The 18,576-nt window shown below is 73.5% G+C and carries 18 protein-coding genes and 1 pseudogene; 9 read left to right on the top strand and 10 right to left on the bottom strand.

Annotation, left to right across the window (positions count from 1 at the left end; all coding sequences use genetic code 11):
- The 3 genes and pseudogenes from MCM47_RS37590 to MCM47_RS37580 all read right to left on the bottom strand — a co-directional run.
- Positions 1-601, bottom strand: a pseudogene (locus tag MCM47_RS37590) (regulator); the annotation flags it as partial.
- Complete coding sequence (locus MCM47_RS37585) at positions 579-1,241, bottom strand: AAA family ATPase (protein ID WP_238951501.1); 663 nt, start codon at positions 1,239-1,241, stop codon at positions 579-581. The gene MCM47_RS37585 and the pseudogene MCM47_RS37590, both read right to left, overlap by 23 nt.
- A gap of 279 nt (positions 1,242-1,520) precedes the next feature.
- Entirely contained in the window at positions 1,521-2,306 is a 786-nt protein-coding gene (locus MCM47_RS37580) for a hypothetical protein (RefSeq protein ID WP_238951500.1), read from the bottom strand.
- A 132-nt stretch (positions 2,307-2,438) separates the two neighbouring features.
- Between MCM47_RS37580 and MCM47_RS37575 the strand changes: the two genes are divergently transcribed.
- A complete protein-coding gene (locus MCM47_RS37575) occupies positions 2,439-2,588 on the top strand; it encodes a hypothetical protein (protein WP_238951499.1) in 150 nt (49 codons plus the stop codon).
- A gap of 175 nt (positions 2,589-2,763) precedes the next feature.
- On the opposite strand, the gene MCM47_RS43595 is transcribed toward MCM47_RS37575, so the two are convergent.
- Entirely contained in the window at positions 2,764-3,735 is a 972-nt protein-coding gene (locus tag MCM47_RS43595; protein WP_238951498.1) for a helix-turn-helix transcriptional regulator, read from the bottom strand.
- Positions 3,736-3,907: 172 nt separating this feature from the next.
- On the opposite strand from MCM47_RS43595, the gene MCM47_RS37565 reads away from it, so the two are divergent.
- Positions 3,908-4,306, top strand: a complete 399-nt coding sequence (locus MCM47_RS37565; RefSeq protein WP_238951497.1) for a hypothetical protein — start codon at positions 3,908-3,910, stop codon at positions 4,304-4,306.
- Between the two features lie 376 nt (positions 4,307-4,682).
- On the top strand, positions 4,683-4,865 hold the full coding sequence (locus MCM47_RS37560) for a hypothetical protein (RefSeq protein WP_238951496.1): 183 nt from the start codon (positions 4,683-4,685) through the stop codon (positions 4,863-4,865).
- Positions 4,866-4,957: 92 nt separating this feature from the next.
- On the opposite strand, the gene MCM47_RS37555 is transcribed toward MCM47_RS37560, so the two are convergent.
- Positions 4,958-5,920 (bottom strand): GlxA family transcriptional regulator, encoded by a 963-nt coding sequence (locus tag MCM47_RS37555; protein WP_238951495.1) that lies wholly within the window; start codon positions 5,918-5,920, stop codon positions 4,958-4,960.
- Positions 5,921-5,991: 71 nt separating this feature from the next.
- Between MCM47_RS37555 and MCM47_RS37550 the strand changes: the two genes are divergently transcribed.
- The 3 genes from MCM47_RS37550 to MCM47_RS37540 all read left to right on the top strand — a co-directional run bounded on the left by MCM47_RS37550 (position 5,992) and on the right by MCM47_RS37540 (position 8,286).
- The gene (locus tag MCM47_RS37550) at positions 5,992-6,624 is read left to right on the top strand and encodes an HD domain-containing protein (RefSeq protein ID WP_238951494.1); all 633 of its coding nucleotides are present in this window, start codon (positions 5,992-5,994) and stop codon (positions 6,622-6,624) included.
- A 270-nt stretch (positions 6,625-6,894) separates the two neighbouring features.
- Positions 6,895-7,653: a MerR family transcriptional regulator gene (locus MCM47_RS37545; protein WP_238951493.1), complete on the top strand. Its 759-nt coding sequence runs from the start codon at positions 6,895-6,897 to the stop codon at positions 7,651-7,653.
- 213 nt (positions 7,654-7,866) lie between these two features.
- The gene (locus MCM47_RS37540) at positions 7,867-8,286 is read left to right on the top strand and encodes a hypothetical protein (protein ID WP_238951492.1); all 420 of its coding nucleotides are present in this window, start codon (positions 7,867-7,869) and stop codon (positions 8,284-8,286) included.
- Positions 8,287-8,349: 63 nt separating this feature from the next.
- On the opposite strand, the gene MCM47_RS42115 is transcribed toward MCM47_RS37540, so the two are convergent.
- The 4 genes from MCM47_RS42115 to MCM47_RS37520 form a co-directional block, all read right to left on the bottom strand.
- Positions 8,350-9,426 carry a Fic family protein gene (locus MCM47_RS42115; RefSeq protein ID WP_308222615.1) on the bottom strand — a complete coding sequence of 359 codons (1,077 nt, stop codon included), beginning with the start codon at positions 9,424-9,426 and terminating at the stop codon, positions 8,350-8,352.
- The gene (locus tag MCM47_RS37530) at positions 9,423-10,007 is read right to left on the bottom strand and encodes a DUF6426 family protein (RefSeq protein WP_238951489.1); all 585 of its coding nucleotides are present in this window, start codon (positions 10,005-10,007) and stop codon (positions 9,423-9,425) included. The genes MCM47_RS42115 and MCM47_RS37530 overlap by 4 nt, the downstream gene beginning before the upstream one ends.
- A 123-nt stretch (positions 10,008-10,130) precedes the next feature.
- Positions 10,131-13,022: a LuxR family transcriptional regulator gene (locus MCM47_RS37525; RefSeq protein WP_238951488.1), complete on the bottom strand. Its 2,892-nt coding sequence runs from the start codon at positions 13,020-13,022 to the stop codon at positions 10,131-10,133.
- A 550-nt stretch (positions 13,023-13,572) separates the two neighbouring features.
- The gene (locus tag MCM47_RS37520) at positions 13,573-14,058 is read right to left on the bottom strand and encodes a hemerythrin domain-containing protein (protein ID WP_238951487.1); all 486 of its coding nucleotides are present in this window, start codon (positions 14,056-14,058) and stop codon (positions 13,573-13,575) included.
- A gap of 563 nt (positions 14,059-14,621) precedes the next feature.
- On the opposite strand from MCM47_RS37520, the gene MCM47_RS37515 reads away from it, so the two are divergent.
- Entirely contained in the window at positions 14,622-15,719 is a 1,098-nt protein-coding gene (locus MCM47_RS37515) for a YafY family protein (protein WP_238951486.1), read from the top strand.
- Here MCM47_RS37515 and MCM47_RS37510 read toward each other — a convergent pair.
- Entirely contained in the window at positions 15,710-16,687 is a 978-nt protein-coding gene (locus tag MCM47_RS37510) for an SDR family oxidoreductase (RefSeq protein WP_238951485.1), read from the bottom strand. The two genes, MCM47_RS37515 and MCM47_RS37510, sit on opposite strands and share 10 nt — an antisense overlap.
- A 544-nt stretch (positions 16,688-17,231) precedes the next feature.
- Here MCM47_RS37510 and MCM47_RS37505 point away from each other — a divergent pair.
- Both MCM47_RS37505 and MCM47_RS37500 read left to right on the top strand, forming a co-directional pair.
- Entirely contained in the window at positions 17,232-18,170 is a 939-nt protein-coding gene (locus MCM47_RS37505) for an SRPBCC family protein (RefSeq protein WP_238951484.1), read from the top strand.
- The coding region (locus MCM47_RS37500) for an alcohol dehydrogenase catalytic domain-containing protein (RefSeq protein WP_238951491.1) at positions 18,167-18,576 on the top strand (410 nt) is incomplete at its 3' end. The genes MCM47_RS37505 and MCM47_RS37500, both read left to right, overlap by 4 nt.

Here is an 18,576-nt window from a genome sequence, read left to right as displayed (position 1 = left end):
TGTCGCGCTCGTCCATGTACCAGGCGTATGCCCTGTACTCTGCTTCGGGAATGCGATCCCTTGATTCGGATTCGGCCCATCGGGCCGTCTCCAGGTAGTACCCCAGCAGCCGATCGATCGCCGCCTCCCGCAGGATGGCGTCACATCGTGCGTCCACCTCTTCGGTTGCGAATACGCGCATGAGGTCATGGAAACGCCAGCGCCCGTGGACCGTTCCCCTCTCGATCAGATGCGCATCGGCAAGATCGTCAAGGAGTCGACGGGAGACCGTCTTCGTGTGGCCGCTCAGGGCGACGGCCGCATCGGTGGAGATGTCTGCGCCCGGGCTCAGGGCCAGCATTCGGAACATGTGCGCCGCCTGATCCGTCATGCTGCACAGTGAGAGGAAGAACGCGGTTCGCACCGCAAGCTCGGCAACGGAGAGTTCATCAAGCACGGTGTCCCGGTCCGAAAGATCGGTCACCAAGCCGGAGAGAGGCTTGAGACTGTCCCGGCTGAGCAGCGCCGCGACGATGCGCAACGCCAGCGGAAGACAGCCGCATAGTCGCACGATGGCTCGGGCGGCTTCCGGTTCGTTCTCAATGCGACTGTCCTGCCCCAACGTGATTATCGACGGCCGCTTGTTGGCTGAGGACATTGAGTTCCAGCAGGCGCGCGTCCAGGGTGGCGAGAGTGTGCCGCGAGGTGACCACGGCCCGGGTGGCGCCATCGACGGGTAGTAGTGGCCGGACATCTTCGGCGCTGCGAACGTTATCGACCAGCAGGAGGATGCTTCGGTTCTGCTCGCCGTACGTGCTGAGCACCGAGTGATACAGCCGTGCCCGGTCATGAGACTCCGCCGGGATGTGCTCGTTCCGTACTCCGAGGGCCTGTAGAAGTCCGAGAATCGCTGCAGACGAATCAACCCGGCGCGCGTTGTCGTACCCGTGCATGTTGACGAACAGGACGCCGCCCGGGAACCAGCCCCGGCTGAGCGCGGTGCGGGCTGCCTGGATCGCGAGCTCCGTCTTTCCGACGCCTGCCAGGCCCGCCACGGCGCAGACCGCGACGGCAGCGGTCTGCGCTGTGGGGTCCAACAGGCTCAGCAGGGTTTCGAGCTCTCGGCTTCTGCCAGTAAAAGCAGGGCTTGCGGACGGTAACGCCCCCAGAGCGGTCGGCACCGCAGGGGGCAACTGTACGGTGATGTCGCGTCCCTGCACCACGGTGTTCAAGAACACTCCACCGTTGATGGTGTTGCGCACTGACCCGTTGTCTCTCCCCGTCACCATTGGCACCTCGCCCCCTCGCCCCTGGGACCAGTCTGCCCAGCTCATGCCAACCGTGACGTGGAAACGGGACCGATGAGCGACTCAATGAGTGACTCTGTGGGGGTCTTGGGATCCCAGCAGCCGCTACGGCGCCGACCGCGCCGCCTCCTGGCCGCCGACCACCCCATCCGCGACCAGACCCGTTACCCGGCCAAGGCTGCATGACAAGCCAGTAGCAACGGCCATGCGCTCGCGGCGATCCCGCACGACTACTCACACGTGGCAGTGCAGGCCGACCAGGAGGGTGTCACCCGGGAGGTCGACGAGGTAGCGGTCGATGTGCTGCTGACCGTCCGGCAGCTCGGGTCGGTGCGGACAGTCATCCCGGTGGCGGCAGGCACCGTGCGCCACCGGGCCGCCGTCCTCGTACCACCAGCCGCCCAGCGAGAGCACGTTGCGACGGGGCAGAGCCACGGCCGCCCACCTTTCGACGAACCGTTCCCGGGGTTCCCGTCCGATCTGGACGACCGGGTCGGTGAGGAGGAGGAAGCCCGAGGAGTACCGCGCGGTGGAGAGTGCGGCCCGGTGTTCTTCGTAGGCGCGCAGCAGGGGCTGGGACCAGTAGTCCGCCGCGGCCTGTTCGCGGGGGTAGGCGCAGCCCTCGGTCACATGGCGGTCGTAGTAGACGTCATGGGGCTGGGCGGCGGGCAGCTCGGCCGCCAGCTGGTGCCAGTGCAGCCAGACCGCGTCCGCCAATTGCCGGGCCTCCTCGGTGGAGGCCCCGAAGTCCAGCAGCTCGCGCGGCCCGCCGGCGCACCAGCCGAAGTCGTTGACCGGCGGCTCGACGTATCCCCAGCGGCTGGGGCGAGGAGCGACCAGCCGGCGGTCCGCCTCATGGCCGGGCAGCACGTTGAAGGCGCGGCTGACGATCCTCCAGGAGTCCCAGATGCGGTTCTCCTCCCGGCCCGGGGCATCCAGGTAGAAGGGCTCCATTGCCTCGGCGACTGCGTCCTCAACCCGTTCCGCCGCTTCCGCCGGGAGACACAGGGTGATGCTCATACCTGCCACCGCGGCATCAGACCACCACGTGATCGGCGTCGGCAACCGAGTTTCTCCGCCCGGCGTCCGCGACGGGCCGCAGTTGCTGACGCGGAGGGCTCAGTCGCCGACCACGGCCGCGCCCTGTCCTGGGTGGACGGTGACGACGCGGTCCGCGCCGTCACCGCCGCACTCGAAGGCGGCCGCGCCGGCCAGGCGTACAACATCGCCGACGACACCCCGCTCGGCGTCGGCGCCCACGTGCGCCCGGCCGCCGACGCCTTCGACGCCCCGCCCCGATGAGCGCCGCCGACGCCGAGGACGTGGGCAGGACGCCTGGCTGTAGTGGTCACAGGCCGAGCGGCGAAATGCCGCCGATACCCGCGCGTACCTGGTGCGCACGGTCACCCATCCTTTTGGACATGGCCGGCGGCCGGGGACAGGCCCGTGCGCCGCGCCCGGTTCATGGCCATCGCCATCAGCGGGGATCCGGGCCGGCCAGGAGGTCCGCGGCGCGGGGGGTCTGCCGGTACAGGACGCGTGGTCCGGTGCGGGTGCGGGTGATCAGTCCGGTGCGGTGCAGGATGCCGAGGTGGTAGGAGACCGTGCTGGCGGCCAGGAAGTGCCGCTCGCCCAGTTCCGTGGTGCTGCGGGCGGTGTGCAGATCCGCCAGCAGGCGGGCCCGGGTCACCCCGAGCAGGACGTGCACCGTCGGCCCGGAGCCGGTGTCCGGCCCGGGCCGGGAGGGGTAGCTGAACATGGGCTGCCTCCCGGCGGGCGCTGCCGGGACCGAGTCGATGACCATGCGCAGGTCAGTGGCGAACGCCGAGGGCATCAGGACCAGACCGGTACTGCCGGGGACCCGGCCCTGGAAACGGCTGACCACGCTCAGCTGATCCTCGCCCCACAGCACCCGGGGGTGCAGGCCGGCCAGCATGCCGGACAGGCCGTGCCGGGCGATGGTCTGCGCCCGGTGGGCGATGTCCTCCTCCATGCGGCTGCGCAGGGCCATCCACTGCGGGGCGATGGCCCACTCCCACAGCCGGTACAGCTCCGCTGCCACCCGCTCGGCGAAGTCCCGTTCGCCCCGTTCCAGAGCCTCGCGAATGACCACCGGAACCGCCCGGCCGACCAGACGCTCCTCGACGACGCCCCGAGCCATGACCTGCAGCTCCCAGCACAGGCGGGCGGAACCGGTACCCGCCACCGCGTGCAGTTCCTCCTGCACCGCGGTCTCCGGAGCCTGCGGCTGCGGTGTCAGGAAGTCCGGCACGTAGTCCCACGCACCGCTGAACAGCGAGCCCAACAGCACCAGCTTCCGCTCACGCACCGCGTCCTGCACCCGCCACCGCCAACTCCCGCCCCCTGCAGGCACTCTGTCGCGCAGGAGCCAGAGCGCGCCGACCGTGGTGGCGAGCGGCGAGATCGCGAACCGGGTGTTCGCGAGCACGGCGCGGTCCATTTCGAGGCAGAGCACGGTACCCCCCGGGGGCGAGCCGCCGGCCGTCCGAGCGGCCGGCGCCATGGGTCTTCGAACCTCATCGAATCACTCGAACGGCGGGCACACCACCCGGCACCGTGGATGTCAAACAGCCCGTCGGCTCATCGAGTTGGAGGCAACAATGAGAATGGTCCGGATCAGGCCCAAGCTGGTGGCCGTACTCGCCCTGACCGGGGCGGCAGCCCTCGGCGTGACGTCGCAGGCGGTCGCCGACCCCAACCCGAACAACCACGGCTCCGCCCCGCAGTGGATCCAGCTGAACACCGGCTACCACGCACGTGTCTTCGGCGACGCCACTCAGAACCACCCGACCAGCACGCTCCTCTCGAACGGGGACTACGTCTGGGCGGACTGCTGGGTGGCCGGCGACAACGTCGGCAACGCCGGCAACGTCTGGTACCACACCACGTACGTGTACCAGTACGGCCAGGTCACCGGGGTCGGGTCGTCCTGGACCTTCGCACCGTTCGTCGACGGTGCCGGAGCGTTCCACGCCGTGCCCGGCGTGCCCCACTGCTGACAGCCGGCGCCGCAGCGGCCCCGCACGCGGTTCCCGGGTGCGGGGCCACCTGCACGCCAGGCACGACGGGGAGAGGTGAGCGCACGGCTGCGCCCGGGGCCGGGAGCAGCCGTGCGGACGACGGGCTGCCTACGCCGCTGAACGCGGCGGCCGACAAAGCCGCGGCGTGACGCCGTCGCTGAAGTCGGGCGAGAACGGGCGGCGGATGGCCGAATCGGTCCGGCAGGCGCCCTCGTGCGTGCGCCCGCCGTGCGCTCCTGCGTGAACCGGCCGCCCTCCGGCTCCATCTGATGGAACGTCACTCGGATCGGTAGCGTGGAGGAAAGGCCTCGGCCACGGGCCGGGGCCTACTCCTCCTGAGAGGGTGAGGCAACCGATGAGCGACACCGCCACCCCCACCGGTGCGGCAGCCGGGCCGGCCGACGGCTCCGAGCGCCCGGCGCTCGGCGAACTCGTTGCCCGGGCACCGTCCTTCGTCGGTGAACTGGTCCGCCGGACGGGCGTGGACGAGGACCGGCCCGGCGCCGTGCCGGTGGCCAGGTTCCAGTCCGCGGTCTGACCCGCCCGGGGGCGCCGCGTCCGCGGGACATGACGACACGGCCCCGCCCTCGTGGATCTGCTCGGCGGCCTCGACGCCCGCATCGATGAGGATCAGCGGCGGTTCGCCGCAGGGCCGGCTCGGAAGGTGGCCCGGTAGCCCGCCGGGGACGTGTCGACGTAGCGGTGGAAGGTCGCGCGGAAGGCGGCCGGGCTGCCCAGCCCGCTCAGGCGCGCGACCTGTTCGACCGGGGTGGTCGTCGTCTCCAGGAGTTCGCGCGCCCGGTCGATGCGGGCGGCGGTCAGCCAGGCCATCGGCGAGGTGCCCGTCTCCTGCTGGAAGCGGCGGATGAACGTCCGGCGGGACATGTGCGCGCGCTGGGCGAGCTCGTCCACGCTCTGGCGCTGGGCCAGGTTGTCGAGCATCCAGGCACGGACCGGTGCAAGATCCTCGCCGCGGGACGCGGGCCGGAAGCGCTCGACGAACTGGGCCTGGCCGCCCGGGCGCTGGGGCGGGGCGACGAGCGAACGGGCGCGGGCGTTGGCGGCCGCGGCACCGTAGTCGCGTCGGATGACGTGCAGGCACAGATCGACGCCCGCGGTCACCCCTGCCGAGGTGAGGACGTCGCCGTCGTCGACGTAGAGCTGGTTCGGCCGGACCTCGATCCTCGGGTACAGGCGTTGCAGCGCAGCGGCGTCCTGCCAGTGGGTCGTGGCCGGGCGTCCGTCCAGCAGCCCGGCGGCCGCCAGGGCGAACGCCCCCGTGCAGATCGACACCATCCGCGCCCCGCGCGCGTGCGCGGATCGCAGCGCGGACAGCGACGCAGCGGGAACCGGAGCGTCCGGGACCAGGTAGCCGGGGACGACGACGGTGTCGGCGTCCCGCAGCGCCTCCAACCCCGCGGAGGTGCCCACCGTGAACCCGCCGCTGCACACCGGTCCGGCGGACGGATCAGTGCAGACGGTGACCTGGTAGTGCGGGTCCGACCCGAAGGTCTGCACCGCGATGCCGAGGTCCAGCGGCAGGACCCCGGGAAGCGCGAGCACCGCGACCCGGTGCCCCTCAACGACCGACATGGCACGATCCTAGCGATGGACGGCCCGCGTGCCACTGTCGAGGGCGGCGGACCGCTTCGTAGCCTGCGCCCATGGAACTCTCACTCGACCTGCCGACCGGCCCTCTGGCCGACGCCGTCCTCTCCACCGTGCGCGCCTCGGAGGCCGCGCCGATCGTCAATCACAGCGTGCGCAGCTTCCTCTTCGCCGAGCTCCTCGCCGCCCACGAAGGATGTCTGACGGACGCGGCCTACGACCGCGACCTGCTGTTCGCCGCCACCGTCCTGCACGACGTGGGCACGGGCAGCCTCGCGAAGGGCGAGGCCCGGTTCGAGGTGGAAGGCGCGGACCTGGCGGCGGACCTGCTGCGGCAGCACGAGGTCCCCGAGCCGGACGTCGACCGCGTCTGGGAGGCGATCGCCCTGCACACCTCGCCCGGCATCGCCGAGCGCCGCGGTCTGCTCTGCCACCTCACCCGGGCCGGCGTGGTCGCCGACTTCGGCCGCCACGCGGAGATCACCGCCGGGTGGGAGAAGCGGATCCACGCCGCCTACCCCCGCCTGGCCATGGTCCGCTCGCTCGTCGACGCGATCGTGGAGCGCGCCGCCCGATCGGCCGCCGCCGCGCCCCGCTACTCGCTCGGCGGTGAACTCCTCCGCGAACGCCGGGCCCACGGCGTGACCGGTCTGGAGCTCGACACGACTGCCGCGCCCTGGGGGGAGTGAGCGGCACCGATGGGGCGCCGGCTCAGGTGGATGAATGCGGCCGAGCAGGATGCGGTCGGCAGCTCGCTGCTGCTGCCGGTCGCGCCACGCGCCCCGCGCCCCGCGCCACGCGCCGCAGGTCCTCCTGCTGGGCCGGCTGCGGCCGGGACCGGACCCGGTGTGCCTAGGGTGTGAATGCCGGGGCTTGCGGTTGACGCTGCGGCAGCTTCTACGGTCATGACCAGGGCCGGAACGACCGGCCCGGCGAGACGAAGGTACGGAACGAGGACGATGGACCTGTCGATCGCGGAGGTGGCCCGGCTGTCGGGCGTGACCGCCCGGACGTTGCGGCACTACGACGAGATCGGCCTGCTGCCGCCGGCCCGGATCGCCGCCAACGGGCACCGGCACTACGGGGAGACGCAGCTCCTGGCGCTGCAACAGATCCTCGTGCTGCGGGCGCTCGGCGTCGGCCTCCCGGAGATCGGCCGCATCCTCTCCGAGCAGGTGGACGAGGTGGAGGCCCTGCGCGGCCACCACCACCGTCTCCTCGCCGAACGGGACCGGCTGGACACCCTGGCCGCCACCGTCGCCCGCACCCTCGCCGACCTGGAACGATCCCGAAAGGACGGCCAGCCCATGACCATCAACCGCCCGGAGAACCTCTTCGAGGGCATCCAGCCCGACCAGTACGAGGACGGCCTCCAGGACTTCCCCGAGCTCGCCGAGGCGACCAACCGCCGCACCGCGACGATGGACGCCGCCGAGCTCGAGGCGGGCCAGCGCGAGCGAACGGCCGGGATGATCCGCCTCGCGGAGCTGCTGGCGGCCGGCACCCCGGCCTCCGCCGACTCCGTCCAGGCCGAGATCGACGCCCAGTACCGCTCGCTCGCCGAGCTGCACCCGGTCACGCCCGAGGAGTTCCGCGCCATGGGCCTCGGCTGCGTGCAGAACCCGTCCTGGCGCGCCGCCTACGAGGCTGTCACTCCCGGCCTGGCCGAGTACCAGCACACCGCGATCGAGTTCTACGCCACCACCCGCCTGGCCTGACCCGGCACCGGCGCTCCTCCTCCCACCGGACGGTGGAGGAGCGCACGGCAGCGGGGTGCAAGGAGCGGGGTGCAAGGAGGGGGGTGCAAGGAGGGGGGTGCAAGGAGGGGGGTGCAAGGAGGGGGGTGCAAGGAGGGGGGTGCGGCGTACGGCGGGGGCCGGGCGGGTATCCCCCTGCGGGGGAGCGTGGAGTCCGGTGAACCGGGGGGCGGGATGGACGCGGGAGGTTCCGGCCGGCGATTCGGCCCGCAGGACGTCTGGGCGGGACTGGCCTCCGTCGTGCTGCTGGTCGGCGGGCTCGGGGTGTTCGCCCTGTGCTCGCCGCCCGACGAGTACAGCTGCGACAACTCCAACTACCCGACCGGCGGATGCAGGCGCATCCAGCACGAACCCGCCCCGACGGGCTCGCCCGTCCGGTGCCCGACCGACTGGTGGGAGTACCGCAGCCTCGGCCGGGAGGCCGCCGCGCGCTGTGCGATGACCCGGCCGAGTCCGCTGCCGTGCCCGACCACGCCGGACACCTACTGGGTGGCGAAGGGCGAGCAGGCGCTTCCGCCGGGCTGCTCCTACCCGCGGACGGCGGTGGCGTCGCCGTCGCCGTCCGCGTCGCCGCCGTCGCCCGGTTCGCCGTGACCGGCGGGGGGGGGCAGGGGCCGGGGGCCCCCCCCCCCGGGAGGCCCCGCCGCTGAGCGACCGTCAGCGGTCCGCCGGCGGCGCGTACGGGGCGTCGAGGAGGGCCAGCAGGCGGGGTTCGGTCAGGGCGCCGCCGGGCAGGCGGGGGTGCGGGGTGAGGATCCCGGCGGTCCGCAGGCGGGTGAGGGCGGGGCGCGGGTCGTGCGGGACCAGGTCGCGCAGGGACTCGGCCGAAACGGCGGGGGCGGAGCGGAACGCCTCCAGGACCGCGACCGCCGTCGGGTCGTCGCCGGCGCGGGCGGTGGCGGCGACGAGGATCCGACGGTGCTCGGCGAGGGTGGCGGTGCGGTGGCGGGCGGTTTCGGTGACCGCCCGGGCGAACAGCGTGCCCCACTGCGGCAGGTCGCCCTCGGCCGCCGCGACCACGGCCCGGTCGTGGGCGTCCCGGTTGGCGTCGACCCAGCCGTCCAGGTCGAGCAGCAGCCCCGGCAGTAGTCCGGCGCCCACCAGGTCGCACTGGGCCAGTAGTCGGGCGATCCGCCCGTTGCCGTCGGGGAAGGGGTGGACGGTGAACAGCCGCAGCATCTGGAGCGCGGCCATGTCCAGCGCGGGGGAGGAGGTGCGGGCGCCCCAGCGGTACCAGCGTTCGATGTGCCCGTGCAGGGGCCGCCCCGGGGCCACCGCGATGACGAAGCGCCGGCCGTCGGGCCAGGTGATCCTGGCAGTGGTGCGGCGGAGTCCGCCGCCGCCGGGGATGTTGGGGTCGGCGGCGACCAGCAGCCGGTGCAGCTCGGCGAGTGCGTCCGGGGTGAAGTGGGGCCGGGTGGAAGGCCGTTCGGCCAGTTCGGCGCGGACCGAGCGGACGGCCAGCAGTCCGGCCGCGATCCGGTGCTCGGCCGCCGAGGTCAACTGCTCGGCGAGCAGCCGGGGATCGGTCGCCCCGACATGGCGCAGGTGCAGCCGGGCCCGGGCCCGGGCCCGGTGGAACAGGTCGGGGTCGCCGAGGTGCGTCGCCGCGGCGGCCAGTTCGGCCAGGGCGTCGAGGGCCCGTGCGCGGTCCCCGGGGGGCACCGCCTCGGCGCCGGGCGGCGGCACGACGGGCTTGATCCGCCGTGCCGCCGTCGGGAGCCGACCGGTCACGAGCAGGAGTGGTCGATGATGGTGTTGGTCGGCACCTGCACGTCGACCAGCTGGGTCTGACCGCCGGGCAGGGTGATCGAGTAGGTGACCGTCTGGTACTGCGCGAACACCCCGAAGCTCTGGCCCGGCTGGAGCGTGACGTCCACGCTGTGCGTGGTCGTGGTCGTGGTGTTGACCTCGGCGCCGACGGCGGCCTTGAGGGCGTTCAGGGCCTCGGCCGAGAGGCTCGCCGTCACCTTGTACCCGGTGGCGACCTGGACGGTCACGTTCAGCTTCTCCGGGCTGTGGGTGCTGTTCTGCCGGCAGAACTGCTTGTCCTCCCCCTTCTCGCCGTACGAGTAGACGTGCGCCGAGGCCGCGCCGCCACCGCCGCCGTGCCAGGGGAAGGGCCAGCCCTCGGTGGGCGGCGTGTTGGGGCCGGTGACGACGATCGGGTCGTTGACGTTGTTCGGGTCGTCCCAGGGGTCGCAGCTGGTGTAGCAGTCGGCGGCGGCGGCCGCCTGCGGCACCACCAGGGCGGGCACGGCGGTCAGGACGGTGACACCGAGCGCGACGGCGCCCAGGGCCTTCTTGAGCTGCATGGTCTCTCCACGGTCGGGTGGTTCGAGGACGAGGGGGAGCGGGGTGTCCGGTGTCCCGCCCCGTCGCCGACGAGTCTCGCGGCCGCTCCCGTACCGGGGCATCGGTAGAACTGCGCAAGGTGCCTACCTGATCGGGTCCCGGCCCGCCGGATCGCCCGGGCCGTGGAGCAGCCGGGCGAGGGCCGAGCGGGAGGAGACGCCGAGCTTGCGGTAGATGCTGCCGAGGTGGGTGTCGACCGTGCGGGGGCTGAGCACCAGGCGCTCCGCGATCCGCCGGGACGTCAGGCCGCCGGCGGCGAGTTCGGCCACCTCGCGTTCGCGGGCGCTGAGCAGGGCGCCGAGCAGGGCGGCCGGGGCGGCCGGGGCTGCCGGGTCGGCCGCCGGGCCGACGGGGGAGCCACCGGGAGCGCCGGCCGTCAGCGCCGCCCGTGCCCGGGCGCCGTCCTCGACCAGGCGCAGCGCCCCGCAGCCGCGCGCCGCGTCGACCGCCTCGTCGAGCTCGGCCAGGGCGGCGGCGGGGCCGTGCGCCTGGGCGAGGACCGGGGCGGCGGCGATCACCGTCCAGGCGTACTGGACGGGCATCCGCAGCCCCCGGAGCACCCGGGCGGCCCGCAGCGCGAGCTCGGCCGCGCGCGCCGGGTCGCCCTCGACGAACGCCATCGCGGCGGCCGCGCGGTCGGCCTGGGACTGCTGGAACGGCAGCCGCCCGAGCCGCTCCGCGGCCCTGTCCGCCGCGCGGGCGCTGCGGCGGGCGGTGTCGAGGTCGCCGCACAGCAGCGCGGCCGTGGTCATCAGCGCGAACAGCGAGGGGTGGGCGGCCGGTTGGAGCAGGTGCAGGTCCTCGCCGCCGCTCTCCTCCAGCAGGGTGCGCAGGCAGGCGGCCGGGTCGCCGCCGACCAGCCGGGCCTGGGCCAGCAGCCCGACGGCGGAACCGGCCCACCAGCCGGTGCCGGGGACGGTGTGCCGCAGGCCCTGCTCGGCCAGCTCGACCACCTCGGCGGTCCGGCGCCGGGGCGCCGCCCACAGGAGCGCGCTGGCGCGCATCGCCATGGCCAGGCCGACGACGTCGGGAGCGCCGATCTCGGTACCCAGCCGTTCGGCCTCGCGGGCGTGCCGCTGCGCCAGGTCGAGCCGGCCGGCCCACTGGTCCAGGATCGACAGGCCGAGCAGGTGGTTGACCGCGAGGTGCTTGTGGGCGCCGCCGCTGGCGGTGGCCAGGCCGCGGCTGAGGTGCCGGTGGGCGTCGGTGAAGCGTTCCAGGTACAGCTCGGCGCAGCCGAGCAGGGCCAGGACGTCGGGGGCGCGGCCGACGACGGTGTCGGGGCGGGCGTCGACGAGCCGGCCGCACCGCTCGATCTCGGGCTCGGCCAGGGCGAAGTCCCCTGCGTAGCTGTCGCAGAAGGCGGCGAGGACGCGGAACGCGGTGCCGCCGTCCTCGCCGCCGGGGGTGGCCGCGGCGGCGGTGGCGCCCTCGTGCGCGAGCGCGCGGACCTCGGCCGCGGTGCCGCGGACGGCGTGCAGCAGGCCGTAGTCGAAGACCAGGTCGGCGGTGGCGGCGGGCAGCGGGGCGGGCAGCGGGCGGGGCAGCCGGTCGACGACGGTGCGGGCCATCGCGTCCGCCTCGGCGTACCGGCCGAGCAGCCGTTCGACGCCGACGCAGACCGCGAGGGCCTGGACGTCGAGCGGCGCCGGCAGCCCGCCGGGCGTCCGCAGGATCTCGTGGCCGAGCGCCCGGGCCTGCTCCAGCCGGCCGGCGGCGGTGAGGGCCCGGCAGCGGTCCAGCGCCAGGCCGACCCTGGTCCGCACGTCGTGGGTGTCGGCGGGCGCGGCCTCCAGCGCGGCCCGCAGCCAGCGGGCGGCGGTGGCGGGCGAGCGGACGAGGACCTCGGCCGCGCCCTCGACGAGCACGGGGAGGGCCTCGGCCGGGCCTCCGTCGAGCAGCAGCTGCTCGGCGTGCCGGGCCCGGGCGGTGGCCGGTGCGCCGCGCGCCTCCAGCAGCGCGAGGGCCCGGCGGTGGGCGTTCAGCCGCAGGCCGGGGTTGAGCCGGTGGTGGACCAGGCGGCCGAGCACGGGGTGGCGGAAGGCCAGGTCGCCGCCGGGTCCGAGCGAGCGGACCAGGTCGGCCCGGGCGAGTTCGGCGAGCGCGTCGGCGGTGCGGTCGGTGCGCTCCCCGGCCACCCGGGCGACGTCGCCGAGCCGGAACGGTTCGCCGAGCACGGCGGCGGCCGCCAGCACGTCCGCGACCGGTGCGGGGAGGGCGTCGAGTTCGGCGAGCAGGGGCGCGGCGGCGCGCAGCAGCGGGCCGGCGGCGGCGTCCGAGCGTTCCGGCCAGCGATCAGGGTCGGGGCCGGCGGCCAGCAGCAGGTGCAGGATCCGGGGGTTGCCGCCGGAGGCCGCGCGCAGCCGTTCGGCCCGGTGCTCGTCGGCCGCCGGGAGCAGGGAGGCGACGGCGGCGGCGGTGAGCGGCGCAGGTTCGACGCGGAGGACGGCGCCCGCCTGCTTGGCGCCGTCGAGCGCCGCGAGCAGGGCGGGTGGGGTCTGCCGGGGACGGTGGGCGAGGACCAGCAGCAGGCGGTCCGGCGGCGGTTCGCCGAGGAGACGTTCGGTGAGCCGGGCGGAGGCCGGGTCGCAGTGGTGGAAGTCGTCGAGCAGGAGCACGGTGCCGGCCGGGGCCGCGCACCGGTCGCGGAGGGCTCGGAGGAGGTCGCGGTCGGCGCCGGTGTCCCAGGGCAGGGCGGCCGGTGCTCCGGGGTCGGGGCGGTGGTCGCCGCTCTCCAACGCGTCGCGGAACACCTGGTAGGGCTTGGCCGCGGGGCCTTCGGCCCGGGCCCGCAGGACGGTGGCGCCGCGTTCGGCGGCCAGCCGGGCGAGCAGGTGCAGCAGGCTGGTCTTGCCGAGGCCGGGATCGGCCGCGAGGTCGAGCACCGCGCCGGTTCCGGCGCACAGCCCCTCCACGGCGCGGGCCAGCGCGGCGCGTTCCTCGTCCCGTCCGGGTAACGCCGACAGCCCTGCCACGGTTCGCCCCTCTCCGGCGCTCCCCGGGGCCGCTCCGCGAGGCCGCTCCGGGCATGTTAGCGATCTTCACAACGGGCCCACAAGGTTCGCCGGAGGGCCTCACCCCTGGCGATCTGACGGCGGCCGGCGATCAGGGCCTCGGCCGGTACGCCGGCCGTGACCAGGGCGGTCAGCACCAGCGCCGGGGAGGCGGTACCGAGGCGCAGCGCCAGGCCGGGCGGCACGGCGACCGGCCCTGGCCGCCGAGCGCGAAGCGGCGGCTGCCGCCCGCGCGCCCGCGAGCAGACCGAGCGGGAAGCGGCCCGCCCGGCCTGCATCCGCTGCGAGGTGAAGCTCACCGACGCGGCGCGCCGGGGATCTCGCCGACGGACTGGACCCGCCACGCATCTACGTCGCGCATCCTTGCGCGCCGACTGCCTGGGGGAATATCAGACCGGATAACGAGATCCACACCGTGTTAAGCGGGCACAGCAGGCGCTGAACGCGATCCGTGAGGACCGGATCGAGCAGCGCCGGACGATGACGAAGCTCGCCGAGGCCCCACGTCGACTCAGGCCGTACCGAACCGGAAGACCATATCGGTCCAGCCCGTGGCAGGTACTCCGTTGTCAAGCGCCTCGCTGATCGTCCGCTCTTCGTAGCTGAAGTGCGACTCCATGATCGCCGCCAATCCGTCAAGCTCACGCCCGATCGCTTCCAGGGTCGGGCCGCGTGATTCGGCAGCCCTGTCAGCGAGTTCACGTACCCGGGACAGGATCGAGGCGATCATGCCGTGATCTTCGACAAGACTCGTGACCGTCGAGGCGAGATCCGGGCGTTCGCGCAGCAACTGGGAGAACATCCCGGTGTCCTCGCCCTGATGGTGCGACGTCAGCGCGGTACAGAAGGCCAGGCAATGGGTGACAAGTGCGTCGTCGCTCAACCGGCGGTGTCCGATACTTGTCCTGATCTCGTTGATCTGGCGACGCAGTTCTTCATGTGCTCGTGAGAGCTGCACACTCAAGGCGACTACACGGTCGCCGTCGCGGGAAGCCACGGATGGCGGTCCCTTCGGTTCCGCACCTCCATGCCTGACGCAGTCCGCCACCGGCACGCGATGCTGCCGCAACCTGATCACACAGCGGGGCAGTTCGGCAAGCACGCTGCCTGCCTGCACCTGTGACCGGCTCGGAGCTGCCCCGGGGCGCTTCGCCAGCTCAGCCCTTCGCTCCAGAAGAACCGCACCCGTCGGCGATCGCGCGCAGCGGATCGCAGACCAGGCCCCGATGCTTGCCGAGCGCCGGGAACATCTCTGCCGTCTGCTGATGGACGGCCTGAGCCCGCGCTCGACTGGAGACCGGCCAACAGCACATCGTCGGCCAGGCCCTCGCGGACTGCTTCAACAGCGGCACCGGCTACGGCGGATTCACCGCCGACGACTTCGGCTTCCACCCCGACGACTTCGACCTGAGCTGACCCACCACAGCGGCACAAGGGGGTGACTGAGCGTCATAATCGGCCCGTACGGCCAAGTGCCCCGCTCAGCGCTCCCGGGCTGCCAAGGGGAACCAGCGGCGGCAGGAGGTCCCGTTCGTTCGTCGGGTCGGTGATCCTTGGAGGATGCGTGCCGCCCGCCTGATCCGTATGGCTCTCCTCATCCAGTCGAACCCCGGCCTGACCGCGGCCGCTCTCGCCCGCGAGCTGGAGATCTCCGAGCGGACCGTGATCCGCGACGCCCAGGCGTTGCAGGAGGCCGGCATCCCCGTCCGGTCGGAGCGGGGCCGGGTGGGCGGGTACTTCCTCGCCGCGGGATACCGGACCCGGCTCACCACGCTCCATCCCAGCGAGGCGGAGACGCTCTTCCTGTCCGGTGTGCCCTCCGCGTTGCACGATCTGGGGCTCTCGGACGCGGCGGAAACGGCCCGGCTCAAGCTCACCGCGACCCTGCTGCCGTCGGTGCGCCAGGCCGCCGAGTCCTCGGTGCGCCGCTTCCACCTCGACGCCCCGGCCTGGTTCCGCGAACCCGCCACCCCGGACCTGCTGCCGGAGCTGGCCCGCGCGGTGTGGGCGGACCGGGCCGTCGAGCTGTCCTACGCCCGGCCGGGCCGGGACGGCGCACCGCCCTGTGTCGTGACGCGGGTGGTGGAGCCCTACGGGCTCGTGCTGAAGGCCGGCACCTGGTACGTCGTGGCCCGCATCCCCGGCGAGCGGGAAGGCCATGACGGCGGCTGGCGTACCTACCGCGTCGACCGGATCACAGCGCTCGGCCCCGCGGCCGGAGCACAGGAGCCGTTCCTGCGCGACCCGACCTTCGAGCTGGCAGCGCACTGGCAGGCCCGCTCGGCCGCCTTCGCCCGCGCCCTGCTGCGCACCACCGTCACGGTCCGGCTGACCGGCCGGGGGCTGCGGCGGCTGCCCGCCGTCGTGGACGGGGCCGCCGTCGCGGACGCGCTCGCCTCCGCGAGCGCCCCGGACCCCGCCGGCCTGGTCACCGTCGACCTGCCGGCGGAGTCCGAGGACGTCGCCTTCGACCAGCTGGCCCGGCTCGGCGCGGACGCCGAGGTGCTGGCCCCGGCTTGCCTGCGCGCCCGCTTCCGCGAGCGCGCCGCGGCCCTGGCCGCCCTCTACCAGGCGGGCCCTCAGGAGACGGACCCTCAGGAGGCGCACCCCCCGGAGGCGGAACCCGCGGAAGGCGCGGAAGCCGAGGATCAGCGGTAGTCCTCGGGGGAGCTCTGCCTGCCGCAGGCGACGTCCTCGAGGTAGGTCCAGGCATCCGGCTGGCTGCCGTCCACGTCCGTCACCCCGTACGCCCTGGCCAGTTCCCCGCTGGAGGTGGACTTGCCGTTCCACCGCTTCGCGCGGTCCGGGTCGGCGGCCAGCGCCGCGACGGTACGGGCCAGGTAGCTCGGGGACTCCGCGATCGCGAACGCCGGCTCCTGGGCGATCGCATCACGCCAGTTCTCCTCACTCACCCCGAAGTGGGCGAGCATCTGCTCCGAGCGCAGGAAGCCCGGCGAGACCGCGACCGCCGCGCCCCCGTACTCCGCCAGCTCCTGACCCAACCCGAACGCGAGGCGGATCGGGGCGTTCTTCGCCAGGTCGTAGTACATGTTCTCGCGGTAGCGGCGGTTGGAGCGGGCGGTGCCGTCGGTGACCTCCACGTGCAGCGGCGCGTCGGAGCGGATCAGTAGCGGAAGCAGCAGCGCCGCCGTGATGACGTGCGAGCGGGCGCCGAGCTCCAGGATCCGCAGGCCGTCGGCGAGCGGTGTCTCCCAGCTCTTCTTCCCGAACACGGAGGCGGCCAGAAGGTGTTCGCCGCCCCACAGGTCGTTGACGAGGATGTCGAGCCGCCCGTGCTCCCGGTCGATCCGCTCGACGAGGGCGCGTACCTGGGCTTCGTCGAGATGGTCGGTGGGAACCGCGATCCCGGTGCCGCCCGCTGCGGAGACGAGTTCGGCGGTCTCCTCGATGGTCTCGGTGGTCCGGCCGACCTCGCTGGCCCGGGCCCGGGTGGTACGGCCGGTGACGTACACGGTCGCACCGGCCCGGCCCAGCTCCACGGCCTGCGCCCGCCCCGCCCCACGGGTGGCACCCGCCACGAGCGCAATCCGCCCCGTGAGCGGACCCGTCGCGCCTGCCTGCGCGGTCATCGAAGTGTTCCGGGTGGTGATGTCCTCGTTGCTCATGTCATCCATCGTTCACGGCAAAACTGACAGAACACGTCACCCTTTACCGGGCGTTTCGTCCGTAGGGGGCCGCGCGCCAGGCCGGAGCGTGTCCGCGCCGGGGCAGCCGTACGGACCGGAGTGCCGGATCCCCACATCGCGCACAGGCGCGGGCGCAGAGGCCAGTCCATCGGTGGGGGGTGTTTCGCGCCCGGACCGGCGGGCAGCCGCATGGCACGCCGCCGGAGCGCCGAGGCTCAGCCTGGCGGGTCCGGTGGCGGCGGCCCCCGTGCCACCTGATCCGGGTGGGATGGGCGTAGCGGCGTACCGGAGGTCCGGGCGCCGTCGTGTCGGCTTTCGGACGGCGGGCTCTTGCGCCGGCTCGTCATCGCCGTCCCGCAGTCATGCCGTGGCAACCGCGAAAGGGAGGTCTCCGGGAGCGGCCCTCCGGGCGGCCGTCGGCGCTCCCGCCGTGCCCGAGCGGCCGCGATCGGCCGCCGTGCGCCTCGTCTTCCCACCCGAGCGGCTCGTCCTCCGTCCATCCGACCGCACGTGAGAAGCACTCATGAAGACAGACACCCGCTCCACCTCCCCTCCGCGCGACGATCCGCTCGTGCGCGGCCTCGGCTGGGCCAGCGCGCTCCTGGGCGTGCCCCAGGTCGTCGCCCTGGCGGGCTTCGTCCGGGCCCTGGGCCTGGACGCCACCTCCCGGCGCCGCTCGGCCACGACTGCCGTCGGTGTGCGCGAGCTGGCGGCGGCGGCCGGGCTGCTGTGCCGGCCGCACTCCGCCTGGCTCTGGGCCCGGGTCGGCGGCGACCTCATGGATCTGACGATGCTGACCCGGGCCCTGAGGAACCACAGGGGAAGCGGCTTCGGCCGCACCGCTGCCGCGACCGCCGCAGTCACCGCCATCACGGCCACGGACGTCTACGCGGCCGTGACCCGCACCCGTAGGAGCACTCCCGTGGAACTGACCGCAGCCACCACCGTCACCCGGTCCCCGGAGGAGGTCCACGGCCTCTGGAGCGACCTGGAGCGACTGCCGGACTTCATGGCCCACCTGGACGAGGTCCGCGTCACCGGCCCGCGCACCAGCCACTGGCGGGCCAGCGCGCCGTTCGGCAAGACGGTCGAATGGGACGCCGAGACCACTGAGGACGTCGTCGGCCGGCTGATCGCCTGGCACTCGGTGGACGGCGCCGACATCGACAACTCCGGCGAGGTCCGCTTCGCGCCCGCGCCCGGCGGCCAGGGCACCGAGATCAAGGTGACCCTCCGCTACGACCTGCCCGGCGGGGCGCTGGGCAAGGCCGCGGCGCGCTACTTCGGCGAAGAACCGCACCAGCAGCTGGACGATGACCTGCGCCGCTTCAAGCAGATCGTGGAGACCGGCGAGGTCGTCCGTTCCGAGGGAGCGCCCGGCGGCAAGCGGGCCCGCGGCGAGTTCCCCCAGCGCCCGGCCCGACCGCTGACCGAGGACGAACTGAAGGAGGTCCTGACATGAAGGCGAACTGCTGGATGGGTCGCAACTCGGTGGAGGTGCAGGACGTTCCCGAGCCGTCGATCCTGAGCAGCCGCGACGCCATCGTGAAGATCACCTCGACGGCGATCTGTGGCTCCGACCTGCACCTGCTCGACGGCTACGTCCCCACCATGGAGAAGGGCGACATCGTGGGCCACGAGTTCATGGGGGAGGTCGTCGAGCTCGGCCCGGGCATCAGCGGCGACGGACTGCGCGTCGGCGACCGGGTCGTCGTGCCCTTCCCCATCGCCTGCGGCGCCTGCGCGGCCTGCCGTGCGGAGCTGTACTCGTGCTGCGAGAACAGCAACCCCAACGCCGGCATCTCGGAGAAGTTCTTCGGCCACCCCACCAGCGGGATCTACGGCTACTCGCACCTCACCGGCGGTTT

This window comes from Kitasatospora sp. A2-31, assembly GCF_022288725.1.
Lineage (GTDB): Bacteria > Actinomycetota > Actinomycetes > Streptomycetales > Streptomycetaceae > Kitasatospora.
This window is presented reverse-complemented; position numbering and strand designations above follow the sequence as displayed.

Bases quoted from the DNA above. Each gene is read 5' to 3' on its own strand.
- MCM47_RS37580 (WP_238951500.1), bottom strand. From the start codon at position 2,306: ATGAGCATCACCCTGTGTCTCCCGGCGGAAGCGGCGGAACGGGTTGAG.
- MCM47_RS37565 (WP_238951497.1), top strand. From the start codon at position 3,908: ATGAGAATGGTCCGGATCAGGCCCAAGCTGGTGGCCGTACTCGCCCTG.
- MCM47_RS37560 (WP_238951496.1), top strand. From the start codon at position 4,683: ATGAGCGACACCGCCACCCCCACCGGTGCGGCAGCCGGGCCGGCCGAC.
- MCM47_RS37555 (WP_238951495.1), bottom strand. From the start codon at position 5,920: ATGTCGGTCGTTGAGGGGCACCGGGTCGCGGTGCTCGCGCTTCCCGGG.
- MCM47_RS37550 (WP_238951494.1), top strand. From the start codon at position 5,992: ATGGAACTCTCACTCGACCTGCCGACCGGCCCTCTGGCCGACGCCGTC.
- MCM47_RS37545 (WP_238951493.1), top strand. From the start codon at position 6,895: ATGGACCTGTCGATCGCGGAGGTGGCCCGGCTGTCGGGCGTGACCGCC.
- MCM47_RS37540 (WP_238951492.1), top strand. From the start codon at position 7,867: ATGGACGCGGGAGGTTCCGGCCGGCGATTCGGCCCGCAGGACGTCTGG.
- MCM47_RS37530 (WP_238951489.1), bottom strand. From the start codon at position 10,007: ATGCAGCTCAAGAAGGCCCTGGGCGCCGTCGCGCTCGGTGTCACCGTC.
- MCM47_RS37515 (WP_238951486.1), top strand. From the start codon at position 14,622: ATGCGTGCCGCCCGCCTGATCCGTATGGCTCTCCTCATCCAGTCGAAC.
- MCM47_RS37510 (WP_238951485.1), bottom strand. From the start codon at position 16,687: ATGAGCAACGAGGACATCACCACCCGGAACACTTCGATGACCGCGCAG.
- MCM47_RS37505 (WP_238951484.1), top strand. From the start codon at position 17,232: ATGAAGACAGACACCCGCTCCACCTCCCCTCCGCGCGACGATCCGCTC.